The organism is Variovorax sp. OK605 (assembly GCF_900115445.1).
Taxonomy (GTDB): Bacteria; Pseudomonadota; Gammaproteobacteria; order Burkholderiales; family Burkholderiaceae_C; genus Variovorax.
The window spans coordinates 279,696-300,933 of record NZ_FOWL01000006.1 but is presented as its reverse complement, the minus strand read 5'-3'; the positions used below and the strand labels follow the sequence as shown (position 1 = coordinate 300,933).

The following is a 21,238-nucleotide window of genomic DNA, read 5'->3' as shown; positions in this document are numbered from 1 at the left end:
GCGGCTACTTCAGCGGCGGCTCCGCCGCCTGCTCCTTCACCAGCACTTCCACGGCGCGCGCGCGGGTGTCGACGATCGACGCCTCGTAGTGATCGACCACCTTCGACTGCCGGATGATTTCCTGCGCGGCCTTGAAGCGGTCGCGCGCGGCGGGGTAGTCGAGGATCGCGACGTTCGCCTCGGCATCGGCACGCACCGCGCGCAGCGTGTCGTTCTCGGCGCCGTACAGGTTGCCCAGCGCGTGCCACACCGTCGCGTCGCGCGGATTCGCGGCCACCCAGTCGCGCAGCACCGGGATCATCGGCGCCGGTTGGCGCATGGCCGTGGCGGCTTCGGCGGACAGCAGCATCTCGGGGCGCTCCTTCGACTTGGCGTCGAGCAGCGCGGCCGCCTTGGGCGCGGCGCCCGCGGCGAGTTCGATCTCGGCGCCGAGCCAGCGCGCCTGCTTCGCCGCGGCCGGGTTCTCCGCCGCGCGCGCAAGCAGGCGCTCGACCATCGCGCGCGCCGTCTTGTAGTCGCGCATCTCCCTGGCCGACAGCGCCGCCGCGTAGAGCGTGCCGGCCTGCTGGGCGGGCGTGCTCTTGGCGAACTCGCCGCTGGAGGCCGCATCGACCCACACCCGCAGCACGTCGACGCCGGGCCGCGTCAGCACGCGGGCGCGCGAGGCGATCATGGCGTGGTCCATCGCCAGCGGCAGCGGCGGCGTGGTGTCCATGCGGAACTGGAAGCGGCCCTGCATGTCGGAGATGCGCTCGGTGGTCAGCGGGTGGCTGCGCAGGTAGGGGAAGGAGCCGTTGTCGTTCAGGCGCGAGGCGTACTGCAGCTTCTCGAACATCGCGGCCGCGCCCTGCGGGGCGAAGCCGGCCTGCGTCATCACGCCGAAGCCGATGCGGTCGGCCTCGCGCTCCATGTCGCGCGAGAAGTTCAGCTGGTTCTGCGCGAAGAGCGCCTGGCTGCCCATGATCACCGCCTGGCCGGCGTCGCCGCTGCGGCTCTTGCCGGCGGCGATCATCCCGAGGATCAGGCCCGCGATCATCAGCGGCATCTGCTTGCCCTGCTTGTCCATGATGCGCGCGATGTGGCGCTGCGTGACGTGCGACAGCTCGTGCCCGAGCACCGTCGCCAGCTCGTCGCGGCTGCCAACCGCGGCCACCAGGCCGAGGTTCAGCCCCAGGTAGCCGCCAGGGAGCGCGAAGGCGTTGATGTTGCGGTCGCGGCCCAGCAGGATCGTCCAGGCGAAGCGTTCGTCGAGCTCGGGCGTGAGTTCGCCGCGGGTGCGCGCCGCCGCCAGCAGGCGCTGCCAGATCTCCTGCACATAAGCGGCGATCACCGGGTCGTCGATGTAGTCCGTGTCGCGGTACAGCTCGCGGGCGATCTGGTCACCGAGATGGCGTTCCGCACTGGCCGTCATCTCGCCGCCGTCGCCCATGCCGGGGAGCACCTGCATCTGCGCCAGCGCGGGCGTTGGCAACAGGAGCTGCGAAGCTATCAAAAAAGTAGCGCACAGCGAACGAAGGGTGGGCGTCAGCTGGCTTTTTCGGGGGCGTTGTGGAGTCAAGCGCGGCATTCCTCGTCAGTGGCTCGGGCTCGTATGATGCCTCTTCACACCCGATCGTTCACCCATGAGCACACTCACCCATTTCGACGCCCAGGGCCAGGCCCACATGGTCGACGTCGCCGGCAAGCCCGCCACCCACCGCGTGGCCGTCGCCACGGGGCGCATCGAGATGCAGGCGGCCACGCTGGCGCTGATCGAATCGGGGACGGCGAAGAAAGGCGATGTGCTCGGCATCGCGCGCATCGCAGGGATCCAGGCGGCGAAGAAGACGAGCGACCTGATTCCGCTGTGCCATCCGCTGGCGCTGACGCGGGTGGCTGTTGCATTTGCCTTGGCCGATGCCGGTGGTACGCCGCAGGTGGCTTGCACGGCAACGGTCGAGACCGTCGGGCCGACGGGGGTGGAGATGGAAGCGCTGACCGCGGTGCAGGTGGCGCTGCTGACGATCTATGACATGTGCAAGGCAGTGGACCGGGGGATGCGGATCACGGATGTGCATGTGGTGGAGAAGCATGGGGGGAAGTCGGGGAGTTGGGTGGCGGGGTGAGTTCGGCGTAAGTAAACGCCAACCTCACCACAAGACCCGCACACCAGACTAGCCGACGAAAGGCCGAAAACTCGTTCTTGTCCCACTCCTGTCCCAATAAGGCACGAGATGGCATCGATTCGAGAACGGTTTGGCACGTGGCAAGCACGCGTGCGGCGAGAAGGCTACCCGGCTCAAGTGAAGAGCTTCGCCACGCGAACAGAGGCGAAGAAATGGGCGCGTCACATGGAAACGTCCATGGACGCGGGCGGCTATCGGTCGCGTACCAGCATGGACAAGGCACTGCTTGGCGAGGCGCTGCTCCGGTATTCAGCGGAGGTATCGCCGACCAAGCGCGGACACCTAGACGAGGTCATCCGCATCAAGGCGCTTATGCGTTCGAAGATGGCCGCCTTTGCGCTGGAGAAACTGACGCCTACGGTCGTTGCTGCTTTCCGCGACGAACGGCTAAGGGAGGTCAAGGCCGGAGCAGTCATCCGGGACCTTTCGCTGCTTTCCAGCGTCATCAATCACGCTCGGCGGGAATGGGGTGCTGGCATCGAGAACCCTTGCCTACTAGTAAAGAAACCGCCTGCCCCCGCTGGCCGGACACGCGTGCTCTCTGCTGATGAAGAAGGGCGCTTGCTGGTGGCAGTGGCCCCAGTAGGCCGACGCAATCCAGACATGCTGCCGCTGGTGCAGCTTGCACTGCATACGGCCATGCGCCGGGGTGAACTGTTGGCCCTCGAATGGAAGCACATCGACCTCGCCGCACAAACCGCGTACTTGCCGATCTCGAAGAACGGGCATCCGCGCAGCGTGCCGCTATCCCGCGCCGCTGTCGCAGCCCTATCGGTATTGCCACAACATATGGAAGGTCCGATTTTCTCGATATCTGCGCAGGCACTGGCAGCAGCATTCAGGAAAGCTACGACGCGGGCACACATCCCCGGTTTCCGCTTTCATGACCTTCGACACACGGCCACAAGCCGCATGGCCGACAAACTGCCCAACGTCATCGAACTCGCGGCAGTGACAGGGCACCGCAGCCTCCAGATGCTGAAATGCTACTACCACCCGAGTGCCGAGGCACTGGCCAAGAAGCTTGGTTAGGTCGAAGGTCCTGCGCATTGCGTGCGGCTACGAAGGCCTCAAGGCGGCGCAGCCGCTAGGCACAACCTGACACTCAGCGAGCAACATGTCGGGTTCGTGCGCTGTCTGCAGACTTCTATGTTGCGGTACCTATCTTACGCAAGGAAAGTCGCGCTTCGCGGCAGCGCTCTGCTGTTGAAGAGTGCGACCTTTCTTGTCTTCACGCCAAGGTCCTCTTGGCATTCCAGGCACTAACGTGCTCACGCGTCACCTGCTCTAGCCCGAACCTGCGGCTCTGAGCTAACGCTCCCCCCCTCGCTCGCGAAACCGCATGCCCTTCCCGGCAGGCGCAGCCGTGGGCGCACGAAAGACCTACATGAACTCCAACTCCACGCCTTCGGCGCCCACTCCCCGCTGGTATGGCAATGCGACCAGTCCTTACACACCTCAAGACACGCAGAGGCTCCCACGCCTTGGTCGCATCAACGATTTTTATCCCATCAGCCACGGCGTTATCGGTGTGGTGCTGCAGGACGGCTCTGTCGTGCTTGTCGAAGAGCGGGACTACTCCCTCATGCAAGCGGCAGGCTGGAGTGGGCGCTGGACGCAACGCAAGGTCACGGGGAACAACTGCTACCCGAGCATCAACCACGGAGACAAGATCAGCCCCCTCGCACGAATCATCTTGGACGCCCACAAAGGCGAGACTGTTCGTTACCGAAACGGCGACCGCAACGACCTCACGAGGGAAAACCTAATCCTCAAAGCCAAGGGCGGTAAGGTGATGGGCTTCAGCGGTCGCACCTGCCCGCAGGCTCCCATACTTTCCCGCGATGAGCGGGGGCGGGTGATCGCTGCTGTAGCCACGTCAGTTGGCTCGGCTTCTATTGATGATCGGGTCAACGTCGGAGAAATGGCAGTTCGCGCGGCAGCGCCTCGCGTGGCCGCATATCGCGCCGCTCTGGGCGGGCAAGCATGAAGCGCGGTCCCTTCGACCCGGGCATTGCCGACGTCGCCGACGTTCGGGCTGGGCCGCTCCCTGCATCCGAAGAACTCGTCCAACTGGCGCACGCGCGTTGGCTGTCCTCGCTTCGTAAGAATGGCAATCAGCCCAGCCCTGAGCATCAGCATGCCGGATGGCAACTGCTGCGGGCTATGGTGGATCAACTCTACGGTGTCAGCCCCGGGCGCTACGCCTACGCCGTGCCGTGTGGTGGCGGTAAGACTCAGGCCGTAGTGGCTCTTCTGCTTGCTATGTTTGAGCTTCAGGTGCTCGGGGGCAAGACGGTGCTCGTGGTTGCTCAACAAGTGTCCGCGCTTTGCAGCATCAAGCGGCAGCTACTGGACTCAGCCATTCCTGAGCACGTAGTCGGCATCATTCATAGCCTGTCTGACGCTGAGTACCCAAATACGGGGAGCGATAAACGGCCGATCATGCTTGCGACACACGCCCGCCTTCAACGGGATGGCTCTTTGCCCGAGTGCTGCCGGAATAGACGCGGCGAACTGCATGACCTTGTGGTCTGGGATGAGGCGCTAATCAGCACCGAGGCTATTTGTCTCGACTTGGCTGAAACGCGTACATCGCTGGGACACTTTGCTGAGCGATGCTCCGCTGTTGCCAAGGTTCACGCGCGACTACGGGACGCCACTGAGCAGGAGCATGCAAGGCAGCAGGCCGGACAGGATGCTCGGGAGATTGCACCGCTAATAACTGAAGAAGAAACAGCCCCCTTGGAAGTCGAGCTGAAGAGCACAGGGTACTTGGCCGAGACCGGACGGAAGCTCCGAGAGCAGGCTCTCGCCGGAATTAGGCTCTTGCGATACCCGATCAGCATCGTTGACGCCCGCAACGGGAACTCCGCAGGGCTCATGCGCTATGTGGTCAGGGTGCCCGATGAGCTATCGAACATCGCCATCCTTGATGCCTCGCATGCCATTGACGAACTCAGACAGGCGGACCCGACCATTCGATCTGGGACGACTGAAGCCATGACGAACTTCAAGGACTTCGGCGCCGTCAAGGTCAAGCACTATCCGATACCGTCAGGGCGAGACGCCATGAGGACGGAAGGTAGAGCGATTCTTGAAGCAGTCCGCATCGCCAAGGAACTCCCGCACGATGAACCCGTTCTCTTCGTCACCTACAAAGATGATCTTGAACGCAAGCTCAGGAGGGAATTGCAGGCAGCAGGTGTCTCGGCAGAAGCGGCATCGCGGAGGGTAATCACTTGGGGCCGACATACTTCGGACAACTCGTACACGCACTGCAAGCATGTTGTCCTTGTCGGTCTACTCCGCTTGCCATTGCTAGCGACAGCGTCTCAACTCGCAGCGCAAACTCGAGATCTTACGCATCGACGGAACAAGCTTGGGCTGCTCGGCCTAGAACGATCAGTCATTGCTGGCGAAGCAATGCAGGCGATAAATCGAGGGTGCATGCGATTGACGGATGCAGAGGGCAAAGCTCACCCCATGACAGCACACATCATCGCTCTCGATGACCTGCAACCGCTCCTGGAGAAGGCAATGCCCGGTCTGCAATGGCAAACGGCTGCCGTGAAGGAACCTACCCGGGCCGAAGCCGCAGCGGATCAGATCGTTCAGCATGTACTGAGCTTGCCCGAGAGCCCGAAACCGGTGAGTAAGCAATCGATCTTCGCTAGCATTGGATTAGACCTCCGCAAGGACGCCAAAGCTGAGGCAATGCAGCAGGCACTGGTGCTGCTGACTATGCGGGAGCTGACCCGGGGGACCGGCTTCCGCTGGGAAGAAGTCGGGCGGTCGTTGGTGCGTCGGGCTATCAGCTAAAAGAAGGGGGGTTCTCTCAATAGACTTTCTTATGAGAAGCCCCCCGTTCTTTTTGGGCGGGACTGCGGGGACGGCAGATTCCGGGCGGCAGATGGGCCCGCATCTTTCTTATTTGCGCCCCGTCGAGACTACTTGGCGTTCATTCGCTTGATGAGGTCGTCCATTGCCCGCTGACGATCTACAGAACTGGTCTCCAAGTGCTGAACTGCAACATCCGTTTCAACGGCTGCTGGCGCAGAGTCTAGGATTTCTTCATGCCCCTCCCCGTTCGCCGGTCGAGGCGCGACAAAGAGCTTGTACGCGAAGTACATGGCAATCAGAAATATCGCTGGACCAAGAACAACTGAGTAATTGCGGTCGTAGCTTTCCTGCCAAAGAAATGACCCGACCATCCACGAGATGCTCAGGAATATTGCTAGCCTGAAGCCGTAGTCTGATTGCCACCATCGAGCTTTGACAGCTCTCACCGTTCTTTCCGAAGATCGCTTGCTCAGCCAACTTCCAATCAGGAAAACTATGACCCCTAGGGCGAGTAGGAGCACATGCATCATGACTCTTGATGGGCGACCGGCGATCGCGCTGAGCACGCCGTTGCCAACTGCCGCCATGCACCAGAACACGCATACGGACTTCAGCACCCTGCCGAACTTATTCATGAGCGGCAGGTTCCATGGTATTGCTCCGTTGTAGAAATGCTCTGTGCGAGCCAGTGCGTTGCATCCCTTATGGAAGAAAAGCGCGGCGATGACTCACCGGTTTCCGGCCTTCGCACCACGCCGCCAGCAACATACTTTCCGTTTCGGAACAGGTCCCACCCTGACTTGCGCAACGTCGCAGGCTTGTGAGCATTGACGGGGCAAGCAACGTGGCAGTTAAACGAGGCAGGCCGCGCGATGCAAGGCTCCGCCCCGCTGTCCACCAATACCTCCTCGAACAGTCGGGCTCCTTCAACGCTCGGAGCAACTTTCAATGACGAGCGTGTACGTCTCTGCAGCGCTGGCGGAACTGGCCTATGGGTTTGCCATTGTTGCTTGACCGCTTGGCTTCGCTCGCATGCTTCCTCGGGGCAGATGAGCAAAAGCAATGTGGCCCGCTCAAGCCGCACGCCGTCATAGCGGTACCCCAAAACCGCCGCGCCCTCTTTCCTGCGCCGTGCTCGAACCTCAATGACCATGCCTTGATGATTGAGCATTGCCATTCCTCGCACTCCGCCGCACTCCTCCTCGACCAGTTGCGCTATGGCTTCCGCTTCAAGCTCTTCGATCATCCTGACCTCCAAATTCAAACGCCCAAAGAAAATCGCACCGCGTTGCTGCAAGCTCTTTCGGGCTGCAGAACGGTGGTGCGACTAGGAGTGCGTAGCGTCGCAGATCTGGCTAGGGCAATCAATGGAGCAGGTTGTACTGCGGCAACGCGGGGGCTTGCAGACTTTTCCCCGATGTGTCTGCGTCAGGTCATGCGCACATACCGGGGTAGTGCTTACGCCGGGCGCGGAGCGGTTCTCGGTGTGACCTCAACTGTCCAGACACCCAGCATCCATGATGCACATGCTCGAACTACAAAAATTGTCTGCTATTTCGAGGGGGCACCTGCGAAGACGCATGCAGGCATAGCCCCCCATGGGGGGGCCTTGATCAACATTCTGTGCCGCGCAGAGCCCGCAGAATCACGGGCTTCGCGCCGAAGGCTCTACTTGCTAGGCCACTGCCTGTTCAACGCGGTCGCGCAGCCGCATGATCGTCTGCCGACTCGTTTTGAACTCGCGAGCTACGGAGGCCACTGAGAGCCCCGCAGAAAGCTTTTCTCGTGCAGCAACTGCATCGGCACCAACGATAGCCTGCGGCCGCCCCATCGGCTTCCCAGCGGCCCTCGCGCGTGCCAACCCCGATTGCGTCCGCTCGATGAGTAGGTCCCGTTCAAATTCCGCCACGGCGGCCAGCACACCCATGGTCATCTTGCCCGCCGCGCTGGTCAGGTCCACGCCACCTAGAGCAAGGCAATGCACCCGCACGCCAAGGCCCGTAAGCGCCTCGACGGTAGCCCGCACATCCATGGCGTTCCGTCCAAGGCGATCCAGCTTCGTGACCACGAGCACGTCACCAGCCTCCAGTTTGTTGACTAACTGCGAGAAGCCCTTGCGGTCGGCGGTCGGCACACTTCCCGAGACGGTCTCTGCAATCGTGCGCTGTGGCGTGACCTTGAAACCTGCAGCGTCGATTTCTCGAATCTGGTTGTCGGTTGTTTGGTCGAAGGTGCTGACGCGACAGTAGGCAAAGACTCGGGACATAGGACGACTCCTGTACGAAAAGGTAGTCCGATAGTCACACAAGTCCGAAAGTTGTTCAACCCTAGGTTATGGACATGCTAAAGATGGGTGTCCGCAACCGGTCGTTTTGGGACGTTTGCCCATATAGCGGTCTGTCCTGGATACCGTAGCAACCCCATAGCTAGTCCATAACCACTAGAGCACAATTTGTGACAAATGGCTAACGGACGACAAGATGCGCATCACATCCATAGAAATCAAGAAATTTAGATCGATCACCGATCTTCAATTTTCCAGCGGTCCCCTGACAGTGATTTGCGGCCCCAACAGCTGCGGCAAGTCAAACGTACTGAGGGCATTAAAACTGGCTTTTATGGCGCATCATGACCCTGAAAAGGTAGGGCTGAATCTGAGCAACACTGCCAACAGCCCAAATGAGGTTGCGCGGGTGAAACTAACATTTGATTCGCCTAACTCTCGTTTAAGGCAGGACCTTGATCTTAAGGCGGCAGAGCCGTTTACCTATTTAGTTCAATTCAAGCGCAACGGAAAACTTGATGCATACCTAAACGGTGTTTTGCTCACAACTGAACGCCGCTTTCTATTTCTTCAATCAATCTTAGTCGTGCACGTTCCGCCGATTCGAGACCTGTCGGCCGGAGGTTTGGACCCATTTCGGGAGGCGCTTGCAGCTGTAATTCGTAAAGCACGCGGCCCCACTTCACTAAACAACTTAAACAACGCCTTCAAACAAGCCATTGTTGCGAACGGGCAAAACTACCTGCTTCCAGCCCAAGCAACCGCAAAGACAATTCTGAACGTCGATAATCTTTTGATCGACGCGGACGCACTTAATTTAAATTTGCTGCTTCCACTCGCCGGAATTAAGTTCAAAGTAAATCAACGCACGCTGAGCCTTGATAAGCTAGGGACTGGGCATCAAAGCTCGGTCATACTGAGCCTTTACAGGCAGTTAGGCACTTCCAGTGGAAAGTATGTTCTCTATCTTTTCGAAGAACCGGACAATCATTTGCACCCGACCTCACTTACTGCCATTGCGGATGACCTAAAAAGCTGCGCTACCGGCGATACGCAATCCTTCATTACCACCCACTCACCGTACCTATTAAATCAATTTCCGATCAGCTCGGTATTGGCGCTGCAATCAAAAAAAGACCGAACTACTGCACTGCGACCACGAAATCTCCAACGGACCGACTATCAGATAAGAGTGGCACTAGGCAAATATGGGCTGAGACCAGCAGAAGCGCTACTCAGCAGAAAGGTCGTCATTGTTGAAGGTGCCAACGATGTTATTACACTTAGAACCCTCATCGAATGCTACGACGGAATCTCAGCGGAAAGGCAAGACGTTCTGATTGTGGCTGCGGGGGGCAAAGAACCCGCACTAGATTTGTGCTCCTTGCTGCAAGAACTTGGTGCTAATTGGTTCGCCTTTGTAGACTGGGATGCCACTCACGACACTCGTAGCCCAGCGTTTAAAAGTGTAGTCACGGCTCAAAAGAGAGCAGACCACTTAATTGAACTAACCAACATACTCTCGTCATTGAGCTCCGTTGGAAACAAAAAAACAACTGCACAAAAAGCGGTCGACTCTTTGATTAATGAACTATCGCAGCCGATTGCACCCTTTACCCCTGACTTTTCACATTCGGCATTAGGAAAACACCTACTGAAGAGCAAAGCACTAAACACTGCGAGCTTTTCCAAACTCAAGGCAGCGGTAAAATCCAAACGTAAGCGAGTAATTAGGAGTTTGCTGCAGCCTGTAGGGATTCAGCTTTGGAGCGACACTCCTGAAGCATTATTACTAGGCACCCCGCAGGCCGAGGATATTATTGAATCTCTGCTTATGCAACACGGCAAGCTCAAACAGCCCCCCGCTCTGGCAGTCCGTCGCACAACGCTCGCTAACAAGCTTCATAAACTTGCCCACGAGCCAGAGCTGCTTGAAGAAATGGTTCGCAGTCTTTGGGCGGCGGATGAATTGAGCGGTGTCGAATTTCGCGACGCAGTCAAGATGGCGACGGATTGAGGCGCCTAGTGCCTGTCGAGCCTTTATTGCCGCACATACGCACGACCAAGGGCGACCATAATTTCGAAGGCCGTCACAGTTATGTGGGTGTTTTGGTCAACAGTTACCCATGTTTCCAGCGTCCCGTAGCTAGGCCGTCCGTCCGCTGAAGATTTTATATACCTCACACCCCAGCAGTCGATTCCAAGAAATTCTGGAGCCTTAATTAAGGCGGCGGCTAAGCGGTGATGCTGAGAAGTGTCGTCGCGCCAACTCGTGCCTTTCACCACCACCCATCCAGTCGGCGTTGAATACCTGATCTTCGCCGAGGGTTTGATAAATCGCGGATCAAGATCTACGTAGTCAGGGTGAACGACGCCATAGTCCCCAAAAGCCACGTCAGCATTTCCCGCGTCGACGATATTCTTCCAAGCCAAATACTCTTCCCGCGGAATTCGATTAATCGTATTCTTTTTGAATGAGCCCATGCTCGCAACCATACTTGAACCGGCAAAAATTATCTTTGCGGGCTTCAACTGCCGAATTGCAGTCAGCGCATCCGCAACAACATCTTCGATATTTCCTCGTCGCCAGTGGAACGATCTAAAGTCCATCACCACATGAAGCGGAATCCCTCTCGCGCCGATCACATCGCCGATTCGAGAGATTCTTTCTGCCAAGCCATCGGGTAAGACCAAATCTTCTGCCTCTAGCCTTACCGCGATAGCCGGGGGAGGCAAATTTGCAATCTCTGCACGAAGAGCGAGTTGGTACGGAACATCGCGCTCCAACCCAAAAACAGGTATGGGTGTCACCTTTGCTGCGTGCAAATTGCTCATCACCAATGCAAGAGGGTGGACACCATTGATAGCTCGCGCAGCCGGATTCACATCAAAAAGGTCCACATAGCAAGGGCCCTGATTCGCCCAAGCAAGCGCAATCATCCGAGTTTGCTTCAATAGGTGCTTCTCGACGTCAGGCGCTGCTGTCACCCCCGATTCAAGCGCAAGCACGTCAAAGAATGGCCTCACAAGACTTTTCACCTCGTCATCCAGGTGAGCCAGAGCCTTAGCTTCACCGCGTTTGGTTTTGAAGAAAGGCGAATAAAAAACGTCGTTCATGGCAACTCCCTAAGAGTGAAGACCGAACAGCTCCCGAAGACCACCTGCAGTAACGAATTCTTTAAGAATTCTATAGTTATTTGTTTCTCTACGAATGCGCCCAGCTACGATTGCCGGATGAATCATTAGTGAACTGGCCAAAGCCTTCACTGAGTCAGCGCGTTTTAGCCTATATGCATCACTACTCTTCCAAATTTGCCGCGGAATGAATGCCTCCGCCGCAAAAATATCTGCCTCTGTTTCAGTCTTATCTCGGCCCGCAGATTCAGAATCGTCAACGAAAGCAGTCCCCTTCCCGAGATGACGTTGCACGTGCACCAACTCATGCATCAAGGTAAACCAAAAATTATCAACTCGATCATGACGTAACGTCATGCCAATGACTGGAGTTCCATCCTCATCTAACATTGCAGCGCCATCGAGGTGGGTCTTTGGAAGATGAGGCTCGACCACAAGCACAACGCCCTTCATCGCCAGAAACTCTCTCGCCAAAAGTGGACCTTGCTCAGAGCCACTTAACTTCGATAACTGCCGCAGAAATTCGTCAGTAATTGAACCGGACACGTAGCGAATATCACTGCGCTTCAACTCTCTCGCCCGAATAAGCACTCGTGCGATCCAAGCATAAAGAGCGTGCGAATCACTTGCGCCAGAATCTCCAGCCAAAGACCTTCGCAACATTACCGGCGCGGAATTCGAAGAAGTGCGGCTAAAAAAAGACTTGATTAGTTGTTCGCCGGTCTTTCCCTCTTCGTTTTCAAACCAACCACGCTTTTTCATTTCTTTAAGAGGGAATAGCGTCCAGTCCTCTTCGACTGTAACTCCGACTTCACGCGACTGCCCGATTAGAAGTTCGGCGGGAATATAAAGTCGCTCATGAATTGACCTAATCATCTCCAAAGTCAAAGGCCGCTTTCTAGCCAAAACTTCGGATGCGCGGCTACGACTGCCGATAATATCCGCGAAATCCTTTTGCTTTAATCCCAACTCGGCCATTCTATATACCACCGCATCGATTGGGTCCGGTCGTTCTAAGAGAAAGCGTGTGGACTCATAGTTCTCAAGCAACAACGAAATAACTTCCAGTCTTTCAGCGGAAGGCGACCCTTTCGAGGGGTCCGCCAAAGCGATTTCCTTTGCCTCATCAAGCAACGCAGCGTACTGCACCTCATCTTTAATTACTCGCAATTCCATGAAATTTAGTGTCACAGTCCGTTCCCGACAGTGTTCTCAAACGAATTAGCGGCCAAAACGATAACTACCCCAGAGTTAAACGCGATTTGCACAGTGAGAGTGCATCCCACGTTAATTAAATTGAATGTGGCAAGTGTTGGAGCCACGAAAACTGCGGCTGGGAAAGAAGCCATCACATCCGCATGTCCTTGCCAAGAAGAATGCTTTGCCACTGCCACCCATAGAGCGACAGCCGTGTGGGCACTAGGGACCTCACGGGTTAGCCTTGTCAGAAGATCGCAGCCGAGAACTACCATGCAACGATCCTAGCACAGTTCCCAAAATGGGAACAACGGTTCTCGGATTGGGAATCTTCTGGGGCAACCTGCTTCTACCTCCGCTATTGAAGCAACGTTAGAGCGGCGCCCCGTTGATGGTCTACCATTGGATACTGGCGCAGATTTCCTGTCCCAGTTTTGTCCCACCCAGTGGGGCGAGGATTGAGTTTTTTAGTCTTTAGGCACGCGTATGTGGGAAGCGTCGGCGCTTCTAACCCATTGATCCGGAAGGAAAATGATGGAGGCGCTGACCGCCGTTCAGGTGGCGCTGCTCACGATCTATGACATGTGCAAGGCAGTGGACCGGGGGATGCGGATCACGGATGTGCATGTGGTGGAGAAGCATGGGGGGAAGTCGGGGAGTTGGGTGGCTCAGGATTGAGGCCCATTGCCATCGTTGATTTGTATGATCCGAAGGTCTTTCTTCCTGGGTTCCAAATGCCGAAGTCTCTACTCCTGGTGAGCCTTGTCGCTCTCCTCTCCAATGCCGCCCTCGCCAACACGCTCAGCGACAAGGTGGACGCAATGTCCGACAACGGGCGCCGCAACTTCACCGCCGCACTGGTGCAGCAAAGCGGCGCGGAGTGCCCCGCGGTGCAGCGCGTGTTCTTCCAGGGGCTGCTCGACAAGGCGGCGGTGTGGAACGTGAAGTGCAGCGGCAAGAACGCGGACTTCGGCGTCATCTTCTACGACGACCAGGCCAATACCACCCGCGTGATGCCCTGTGCGCAACTCAAGGAAATGGGCGCGCCCAGCTGCTTCAAGAAGTTCTGACGCAGCGCGCGCTGTCCGCCGCAGGCGATCAGCGCGCAGGAGCCGACTGCTGCAACTGCGCACCGGTACCAGAGACAGTCGCCCCCATGCCCGTGGCGCTGTACTGAACGGCCACCCGCATGCGAGCCGCCACGGCTATGCCGGCTCGCATGCCTGGCACGAAACGCGTACCGACAAAGGCAGAGATGGCAGAGGCCTCGAATACGCCCACTGGCGTGGCCTCGATGATCTTGACATCCTCTACCGCACCGCTGGCGCCAATCAACAGATCCAACACGACTTGGCCCGAACGAAAGCCGGCATTGGTAGGGTACGCCAGCTGTATCTCGGTGAGTGGGCGCGGAGGTGGATCGAGCTCGGAAGCAGGCAGATAGACCGCTGCCGAAGCCGACGCAGCAACGCCAGTATCGGGGGCAACGGGTGTCGGTGGCGTCGGCTGGGCCGCCCGCGCCTGCGGCACCTCGGCGGGCACTTCCTTTTCCTGCTGCGGTACAGCAACAGGTGCCGGCTCCACCGGCGCCGTGCGGGCCTGCACTTGCGCACGCGGCTCGCCCAACGGCGGTACAGGTGCCGGACTCGCATTCGTCTGCGGCAGGCTCTCCGGCAATGGCAATGGCAATGGCGCAGACGGCTCGCTGACCGGAGCCTCAATCCGCGATGGAGGTGAGACCAGCAACCGCGCTTCGATCACCTTCACCTTCGACTGCGAGGCGACGTGCGGACGATTCCACACGCCCCACAGCAACACCGCGTGCAGCGCGACCGACCCCAGCACCGCGGCGGACAGGGACCGGCGCGGCGCCGGGACCAACCTCAACGCACGAGCTCGCGCCAGCTGATGCGCTTGCCTTGCGGCGGCGGGCTGCCGACCGGAATGTTCACCGAGCGGGTGTTGCCCGACGCATCGCGCCCAAGGGCCCGGAACGTGCCGTCGGGCAGTCCGATCACGCCCAGCCCCACCACCACCGAATTGCTGAAGAACGGCACCGACGTCACCCGGTTCTCGCTGGAGCTGACAGGCTCGCCCGTGATGAGGTCGACATAGTTCAGCCAGCTGTAGCCGCCGCCGGAGCACATCGTGTTGCTCGGCACATTGGACGCAAACACCAAGGTGCCGAGAACGCTTTGCATGTCCACGTTCACGCGCTCGCCGTTGTCGGGCAGGTCGATGTACCAACCCTTGGTTTGCGTGCATGCGCCCGCACCGGTGGCTGCGCACTGGACTGTGCGCGTCGCTGTACTGCCCGAGCCGGTCTGCACCATCTCCAGGCCCTTCAGCTCGGTACGCAGGTCGGTGTAGACCGACGGATTCGCAACCGCCAGGGCATCCTGGAACGCGTAGACGGTCTGCGCGCTGGTGTCGGTCAGGTCGTCCGTGGACAGCAGCCGCCCCGTAGCCACAATCACCATGGTGGTCCCATTGACCTCGGCCAGTTGCGGCCGCGTGGTGATTGGCTGCGGGTTGCTGCTCTTGTCCTTCGCCGTGGCGAGCAGCGCCGCTTCGTACCCCGTCGGCTCAATGACGTTGTTGATGTCGAAGCGCCAGACGTTGCCCAGCAGGTCGGTGCCATAGGCGCGCTCTGCCGTGTTGTTGAACGCGTAGTTGTTCACGAAGATATTGATCTCTCGCAGGCCGCTCGGTGTCGCCGTGTCGCCCGCCGAGGTCGCGATGCGCTGGATGATCTCACCGGTGCCGGCGTTCAGCACATACAGATAACCGCGGCCATCGCCCCTGACCGAGTTGTTGTAGCCGGACGTGACCAGCACCACCCAGGTGCCGTCGCGCAGCTTGGTGATGATGGGGCGTCCGTAGGTCAACCCCACGTTGCAATCCGCGGTCGAGCCGATTGCGGCGCTCGCGCATGCGGTGCTCATGTTGAACTCCCACATCGCCTGGGGCGCAGCGGGATTGGTGACGTCCAGCGCGTAGTAGCCGTTGCCGCCATGACCCAGGCCGGCGACAACCATGGTCTTCCACTGGCCGCCGGTGTACACGTCGCCGGAGATCGGCGAGCCATCCACGAAGAACTGGTGCTTGTCCGCATAGTTCATGTCGGCCAGATTCCACATGTTGGGCATGACCACCTGCGGAACGAAGGCCCATGCTTCCTGGCCGGCATTGGCGTAGTTCGAGTCTGTCGAATTCGCCGGTGCGTAGAAGGCGTGCAGCATGCCGTCGTTGCCACCCACGTACACCATGGGCGTACGTGCCTTGTTCGTGGTCTTGAAGGTGTCGTAGCCGGCGTCCTGGTAGAACTGGTTGGGAGCCTTCACGAAGGCCGGTTGCGAATTGACGATGTCGCCCAGCACATGCGCCCGCGCCCGATAGAGCTTGGTCGTGTTGTAGACGTAGCCTTCCCGCTTGCGCTGACCGCGCAGGTAGTTCACCAGGTTCGCGCCGGTGACAGCGCTGCGCTGATCGACGGTGCCGGAGCTGCCGTCGCTCATGAACGGGTACTGGCTCAGGCCGGTCGTGATGGCCGTGCTGGTGAATGCAGCCTGCATGGCGACGCTCAGCCCGGTAGTCGCGGTGCCCGTGGGCAGCCCGCTGGTGGTGTCACAGGCCTTGGTGTTCCAGGTGAAGTTGACCAGGGCGCGCGTCGCCGGATCGCGTGCGTAGATCTTCCGGTTATCGCACTCGTCGCCCACCTTGGCGTCAAGCAGCCCGCGGGCGGACCACCTTACCGTTGTCGACAGACTGCCGGTGACGGTGTCAAGCTCTTGTGCCTGCACTTCACCGGTCCAGTCCAACGTGGTGAAGCTGGCGGTGTAGGCAACGTTGTCACCCGCCGTCGGCGTGAGGCTGGAGACCGACGCGCCTGCGCCGGCACCGGCTTGCGCCTTGATGCCTGAGAGCGCTTCCTTCAGGCCGTCCACCACGGTCTGTGGATCGCGGGCGCTGAAGTACTTGCCTCGGCCGTTGACGGCGGCGTGCCAGAAGTCATCGATGGAACGCGGGTCGTTGTATTGCAGCTGTGACAGGTTGGTGCCGTTCGGCCAGATCGGCCAGTTCACGGGCGGCGTGTTCTCATAGCTGCGGATCTTCGAGAAATCGCCGGCGATCGCGCTCTTGTAATTCTCTTGATAGTTCAGGTTGCCGGAGACGCCCAGGCCCACGACGAAGGTCGTCATGTGTTGCCACGGCGCGCGGTCGTCCTCGATGCCTTCGCCCAGTCGCGGAATGTCGTTCGACATCCCAGGGCGCAGGTCGTTGATGTAGTAGTACTGCGCAACGTCCGCCAGCGAATCGACACTGCCGGCCGTGCCGCTGCCCGTCACCGGTCCCTTGCTCGTCGTCGTTCCACCCCATGCGCCCGACACATCGACCACAGGCGGCGATGCCGGACTGGCGTAGCAAATACCGACGTCAGCCCAGTCCGTCTCCGTGGTCGTCTTGTCGCGTTCGCTGGCCGTGATGGCGGTGTCGCCGCTCACGTCGTAGGTCGCGACCGTCGTCTGCGTGCGACGCTGCACCTTCGTGCCGGGGATGGCGACGCAAGCCGTCGTGCGATAGCCATTGGAGGCCGTCGGTGCAATCGCTGAGCAACTCGTCACGCGGTCCGGTCCGACCGTGTCCGTGGAACAGGTGGTCGTCAGGAAGTTGCCGTCCGTGCCTGGCGTACAAGCGGCCACCGGTGTGGGCGCCGTGCTGGCCGTGTCGCACGTCACGATGGGCAGCACACCACGCGGCGAAGGCACGCAAGCGCCCACGGCAACACCTACGGTGGTATCGCTTGCGTTGCAAGTGGTACGCGTGAAATTGTTGCCGCTCGTCGGTGCTTCGCTGGTGCACGCGGAACCCGGCGTCAGCTGCTGGGGCTGCGAGGTGTTGTACGAACAGGAGGTGGTCTTGAAGTTCGCGTCGACACCGTCCGTGCAAGCAGCCACCAGCGATGGGCCGGTGTTCACCGTGTTGCAGCTCGTGGTGGTGAAGTCCGCGCTCGTGCCGGCCGTGCAGGTGCCCTGGGCGACGAAGGTCGGCCCGGTGTTCACCGTGTTGCAGGTCACCTGCTTGAAGCCATTGCCCGCCGACGGGGTTTGTGCCAAGCAGCTGCCGGCAGCGACGCCAGCGGTGGTGCTGGAAGGCGTGCATTTCACCGTGGTGAAGCCATTGCCAGAAGTAGGCGCTTGTGCCGTGCACGACCCCGGGGTCACGTTGGTCACCGCCGAGTTGTTGGTGCTGCAGGTCGTCACTGTGAAATTGCCGCTGATGCCGCCCGTGCAGCTTGCCACCGGCGCGGGCGTCGTCGGCCCGTTCATCGCGCAGGTCGTTGCCGTCCACGCATTGGCATTGCTGGCAGCCACGGCCGTGCAACTGCCCAGCGCCACGCCTGTCGGTCCTGTCAATACCGGCGCGGGACAACTGATGGTCACCCAGTTGTTGCCGGCGTTGCCGGTCTGAGGCGCGCAAGAGTTGGGTGCCACGGGCACCGTCTGGGTGGCCGCGTTGCAGGTCGTGGTCGTGTTGCCATTGCCTGGGCCGGCGGCTTGCGGCGCGCAGGTCCCGACATTCTGGTCTGGCAGGTTTTCGGTCCTGCAGGCCGTGATGACGTAGTTGGTGCTTGCGTTGCCACCAGGCGTGCACGCTGCAACCAGCGTCTCAGGCGTGGTGACGGTGCGGCAGCTCACGAAGCTCGGGCCGGTGGTGTTGGGCACGCACGATGCCACGGGAACATCGGTCTGGGTCACCGCCACGCAAGTGGTCTTGGTGCCATTGCCGGAGGTACCCGCCGTGCACTGCGACGGCAGGACTTGCGTGATCACGGGTGCGCTGTCCTGGCATTCCCGTTCGAGGAAACCGTTGGCCGACGAAGGCGACTGTGGCGTGCAACTCGCCACATTGGACCAACCGGAGAAAGCGGTACCGCCGCAGGTCGTCGTCACGTAGCCGTTCCCGAGAGCGGCGGCCGCAACGGTGCAACTGGCGACGGCCTGGTTCGTGGTGATCTGCTCCGTCTCGCACAAGGTTGCGACGTAGGTGGGCGAGCTCCCCGAGCCCGCCGTGCAACTGGCCACGGCCGTTCGCGGGCTTGTGGTGGCCGTGTTGCAGGTCGTGGTCGTGTAGCTGTTGCCCGCGCTCGGGCTGTCCGCAGTGCAGGATGCCTTCGGCACGAAGCTGTTGACGGGCGTCGACGCGCACGTGGTCGTGGTGTAGCCGTTGGCCGACGTGGGCAACGAAGCCGAGCACGAAGCCACACCGGTCGGACCGGTCATTTGCTGGTTGCAGGTGGTGACAACCTTCGTCGAGGAATTGGTTCCGGGCGTGCAGGTGAGCACGCCCGTGGTCGTCGGCGTGGCATTGCAAGAGGTCGTGACGAAGCTGCCGTTGGTGCCCGGCGTGCACGAGGTCACAGCGGTCGGCCCGGTCGTGTTGGCCGAGCAGGTCACGTTCGCCCAGCCGTTGCTGGCGCTCGGGCTGGCAGCGGCGCAACTGGCGGCCGCCGTCGGGCCCGTCGTTTGCGTCGCGCAAGTGGTCGTGGTGTAGCTGTTGCCCGCGCCGGCGGATTGCGCGGAGCAGGTCTGCACTGCCGTCGGGCCGGTCAACACCGGCGCATCGCAGGTGCGCGTGAGGTAGTTGTTTCCGGAATTCGGCGACTGCGCCGCGCATGAAGCGACGGCCGTCGGACCCGTCGTCAGCGTCAGGCAGGTGATGTTGCCGCTGTTGGTGCACGACGCCACAGGCGTCGTCGTCTCGGTGGAACCGTTGTAGGCCAGTGTCTGCGTCGTGCGCTGGAACTCCTGGCGAGTCGATTGCATCTGGTAGCTCTTGGTCACCAGCGGCTGGTTGGTGGACAGCAGCGTCAGCGTGTCCGTCTTCTGCATCTGGCTCGTGCTCTGCAGTTGCTGCAACGTCGTCTTGGCCGTCTGCTCCTGGGTACGCCAGGCCCTCGTCTGCGTCTGAGTCTGCGTGCGCGTGCGTTGCTGGATCCGGACGACGGTCTTTTGCGTGAACGACGTCGTCTGCAGCACCTGCGTGGTGCTTGCATACACCCTGCTCATGCCTCTGACCAACCAATCGGACTTCTGCATTTCCTGTCGCGTCGAACGGGTCTGCTGCTGCGTGCTTGACAGGGCCTGCAGGCTCTGGCGAGTTTCAGCAACCGTGGTCTGACGGTCCTGGGTGGTCGAGCGGCTGGTCTGGGTGGTCGAGGCGAAGACCTGTTCGGTGATCTTGGTCAGCGATTGGGTGCGTTTGGTCGGCTGCGAGGTCGAGCGGGAAACAACGGTGCTCGTGCGGAAGAATTCGCCGCTGTCGCAAGGCTGGTAGCGGTTCATCGACGACGTGGTCGTGTCCGTGCGGCTACCGGAGGTTGTGCCGTCCCAGATCGGACGGTGCGTGTACAGCAAGGGGTCGAAGCGATCCAGGATCGTCTTGGGGGTCAGGTTGCCGTCCTGGTTGCCGACGCGCGTCGTGCCGTCAATGCCCACCGGACCGCGCGTTTCCTGCGCGGTGTTCCAGTAGCCGTCGGTGGTCATGATGGTGAAGTTCTGCTGGCAGGTATACCTCACCGGGTCCGGCGTCATGTCGATGTTGATGCCGTCCGCACGGCCGGCATAGTGGCGACCAACCCGGGCCAGCCCTTCGCGTGCCGGAGAAGAGCCGTCGGGCGTCTGCCCGTACAGCTTGGCGTACCACGCGGCCTTTTGCGTGTCGTTGAAGTCGTCGATGGCCAGGTACTTGGTGGGGTTCACGCCGCTGTCGGCATTGGCCGAGTCACGCAGCGGGTTCATGCTGACCAGGCCGACGCGGAAACCGTCGTTGATCGGGTTGAATGCGAGGCTGATACTGCTCTTCACCATCGCCATGCGGGTGCGGTAGAAGGTGTACCAGATCGCAAAGTTGCGTAGTTCGTCGGTGCCTGCTGCGCCGGTGCCAGAGCGGGACGTGACCAATTTGCGGCGCCACAAGCCGCCCGTGGTGTTGGCCGTGACATTCGATTGCTTCAGGTCGACGCCAGCGAAGCGCACGCTCTCCATGTCGGTGCAGGGCGCGGCGTCATAACGCAGTGCCTGCGTGCCTTCGTACGTGTAGTAGTAAGCGGGCTGCGCCGGGTCCTCGGCGTCGTTCGCGACCTGCAACTGACGCGTGTTGCGGTCGTAGGCCCTGAAACTGGTCGCGAGGTTGGTGTTGGTGGTGCCGGTCGAGTAGAAGTCGTAACGGGCCGCACCGAAATCGACGTTGGTCGGCGGGTTCACCAGGTAGTAGCCGTCGGCACCGCGCGGCACCTCGTAGACCTTGGCCGGATCGTAGTACAGGGCGTTGCATTGCGCGCTGCGGTAGCCGATGGGCATCTCATAGCTTGGGTTGCCGCCTGGAAACTCCAGCTCGTCGGGCATGTGCGTGAAGGCCATGGACCGCGATGTATCCATCAACAGCATGACGTTAGGCTTGGGCACGGCCTGCCCCGTGCCAGCAACGGGCACGGTGGACAGTTGCGTCTGCGCCGCCTGCACGTCAGTCGTCGACGCCCCGTTCCCCCACAGGAGCGCACCGGCAATGGCCGACACGACAACCGCAAAACCCTTGGAGCGATTCATTTCCC

At 60.3% G+C, this 21,238-nt stretch carries 15 protein-coding genes and 1 pseudogene; 7 read left to right on the top strand and 9 right to left on the bottom strand.

Annotation, left to right across the window (positions count from 1 at the left end):
• Positions 1 to 4: 4 nt before the first annotated feature.
• Positions 5 to 1,567 (bottom strand): M48 family metalloprotease, encoded by a 1,563-nt coding sequence (locus tag BM013_RS18035; RefSeq protein WP_093129004.1) that lies wholly within the window; start codon positions 1,565 to 1,567, stop codon positions 5 to 7.
• A gap of 55 nt (positions 1,568 to 1,622) precedes the next feature.
• Between BM013_RS18035 and moaC the strand changes: the two genes are divergently transcribed.
• From moaC to BM013_RS18020, 4 genes are all read left to right on the top strand, one after another.
• Complete coding sequence (gene moaC / locus BM013_RS18030; RefSeq protein WP_093129003.1) at positions 1,623 to 2,105, top strand: cyclic pyranopterin monophosphate synthase MoaC; 483 nt, start codon at positions 1,623 to 1,625, stop codon at positions 2,103 to 2,105.
• Between the two features lie 108 nt (positions 2,106 to 2,213).
• Positions 2,214 to 3,197 (top strand): site-specific integrase, encoded by a 984-nt coding sequence (locus BM013_RS18025; RefSeq protein ID WP_093129002.1) that lies wholly within the window; start codon positions 2,214 to 2,216, stop codon positions 3,195 to 3,197.
• 355 nt (positions 3,198 to 3,552) lie between these two features.
• Positions 3,553 to 4,155 (top strand): hypothetical protein, encoded by a 603-nt coding sequence (locus BM013_RS40540; protein ID WP_143098297.1) that lies wholly within the window; start codon positions 3,553 to 3,555, stop codon positions 4,153 to 4,155.
• Positions 4,152 to 5,987 (top strand): hypothetical protein, encoded by a 1,836-nt coding sequence (locus BM013_RS18020; RefSeq protein ID WP_143098296.1) that lies wholly within the window; start codon positions 4,152 to 4,154, stop codon positions 5,985 to 5,987. The genes BM013_RS40540 and BM013_RS18020 overlap by 4 nt, the downstream gene beginning before the upstream one ends.
• 128 nt (positions 5,988 to 6,115) lie before the next feature.
• Here the strand turns inward: BM013_RS18020 and BM013_RS18015 are convergent, their stop codons facing one another.
• The 3 genes from BM013_RS18015 to BM013_RS18010 all read right to left on the bottom strand — a co-directional run bounded on the left by BM013_RS18015 (position 6,116) and on the right by BM013_RS18010 (position 8,274).
• Positions 6,116 to 6,643: a hypothetical protein gene (locus BM013_RS18015; protein ID WP_093129000.1), complete on the bottom strand. Its 528-nt coding sequence runs from the start codon at positions 6,641 to 6,643 to the stop codon at positions 6,116 to 6,118.
• A complete protein-coding gene (locus BM013_RS40535) occupies positions 6,640 to 7,254 on the bottom strand; it encodes a hypothetical protein (RefSeq protein WP_143098295.1) in 615 nt (204 codons plus the stop codon). The genes BM013_RS18015 and BM013_RS40535 overlap by 4 nt, the downstream gene beginning before the upstream one ends.
• Before the next feature lie 429 nt (positions 7,255 to 7,683).
• On the bottom strand, positions 7,684 to 8,274 hold the full coding sequence (locus BM013_RS18010) for a recombinase family protein (RefSeq protein ID WP_093128999.1): 591 nt from the start codon (positions 8,272 to 8,274) through the stop codon (positions 7,684 to 7,686).
• A 214-nt stretch (positions 8,275 to 8,488) separates the two neighbouring features.
• Between BM013_RS18010 and BM013_RS18005 the strand changes: the two genes are divergently transcribed.
• Positions 8,489 to 10,309, top strand: a complete 1,821-nt coding sequence (locus BM013_RS18005) for an ATP-dependent nuclease (protein ID WP_093128998.1) — start codon at positions 8,489 to 8,491, stop codon at positions 10,307 to 10,309.
• A gap of 23 nt (positions 10,310 to 10,332) precedes the next feature.
• Here BM013_RS18005 and BM013_RS18000 read toward each other — a convergent pair whose 3' ends face one another.
• The 3 genes from BM013_RS18000 to BM013_RS42210 are packed head-to-tail and all read right to left on the bottom strand — an operon-like array spanning position 10,333 to position 12,899.
• Entirely contained in the window at positions 10,333 to 11,409 is a 1,077-nt protein-coding gene (locus tag BM013_RS18000; protein WP_093128997.1) for a beta family protein, read from the bottom strand.
• A 9-nt stretch (positions 11,410 to 11,418) separates the two neighbouring features.
• Positions 11,419 to 12,603 (bottom strand): ImmA/IrrE family metallo-endopeptidase, encoded by a 1,185-nt coding sequence (locus tag BM013_RS17995; protein ID WP_093128996.1) that lies wholly within the window; start codon positions 12,601 to 12,603, stop codon positions 11,419 to 11,421.
• A gap of 11 nt (positions 12,604 to 12,614) precedes the next feature.
• Positions 12,615 to 12,899 carry a type II toxin-antitoxin system HigB family toxin gene (locus BM013_RS42210; RefSeq protein ID WP_093128995.1) on the bottom strand — a complete coding sequence of 95 codons (285 nt, stop codon included), beginning with the start codon at positions 12,897 to 12,899 and terminating at the stop codon, positions 12,615 to 12,617.
• Positions 12,900 to 13,158: 259 nt separating this feature from the next.
• On the opposite strand from BM013_RS42210, the pseudogene BM013_RS17985 reads away from it, so the two are divergent.
• Both BM013_RS17985 and BM013_RS17980 read left to right on the top strand, forming a co-directional pair.
• A pseudogene (locus BM013_RS17985) lies at positions 13,159 to 13,302 on the top strand (cyclic pyranopterin monophosphate synthase MoaC); the annotation flags it as partial.
• Between the two features lie 56 nt (positions 13,303 to 13,358).
• The gene (locus tag BM013_RS17980; RefSeq protein ID WP_143098294.1) at positions 13,359 to 13,694 is read left to right on the top strand and encodes a hypothetical protein; all 336 of its coding nucleotides are present in this window, start codon (positions 13,359 to 13,361) and stop codon (positions 13,692 to 13,694) included.
• Positions 13,695 to 13,722: 28 nt separating this feature from the next.
• Here the strand turns inward: BM013_RS17980 and BM013_RS41255 are convergent, their stop codons facing one another.
• Together BM013_RS41255 and BM013_RS17970 are read right to left on the bottom strand one after the other, a co-directional pair.
• Positions 13,723 to 14,469: a TonB family protein gene (locus tag BM013_RS41255; protein WP_177225495.1), complete on the bottom strand. Its 747-nt coding sequence runs from the start codon at positions 14,467 to 14,469 to the stop codon at positions 13,723 to 13,725.
• A 38-nt stretch (positions 14,470 to 14,507) separates the two neighbouring features.
• The gene (locus BM013_RS17970) at positions 14,508 to 21,233 is read right to left on the bottom strand and encodes a PilC/PilY family type IV pilus protein (RefSeq protein WP_093128993.1); all 6,726 of its coding nucleotides are present in this window, start codon (positions 21,231 to 21,233) and stop codon (positions 14,508 to 14,510) included.
• Between the last annotated feature and the right edge of the window lie 5 nt (positions 21,234 to 21,238).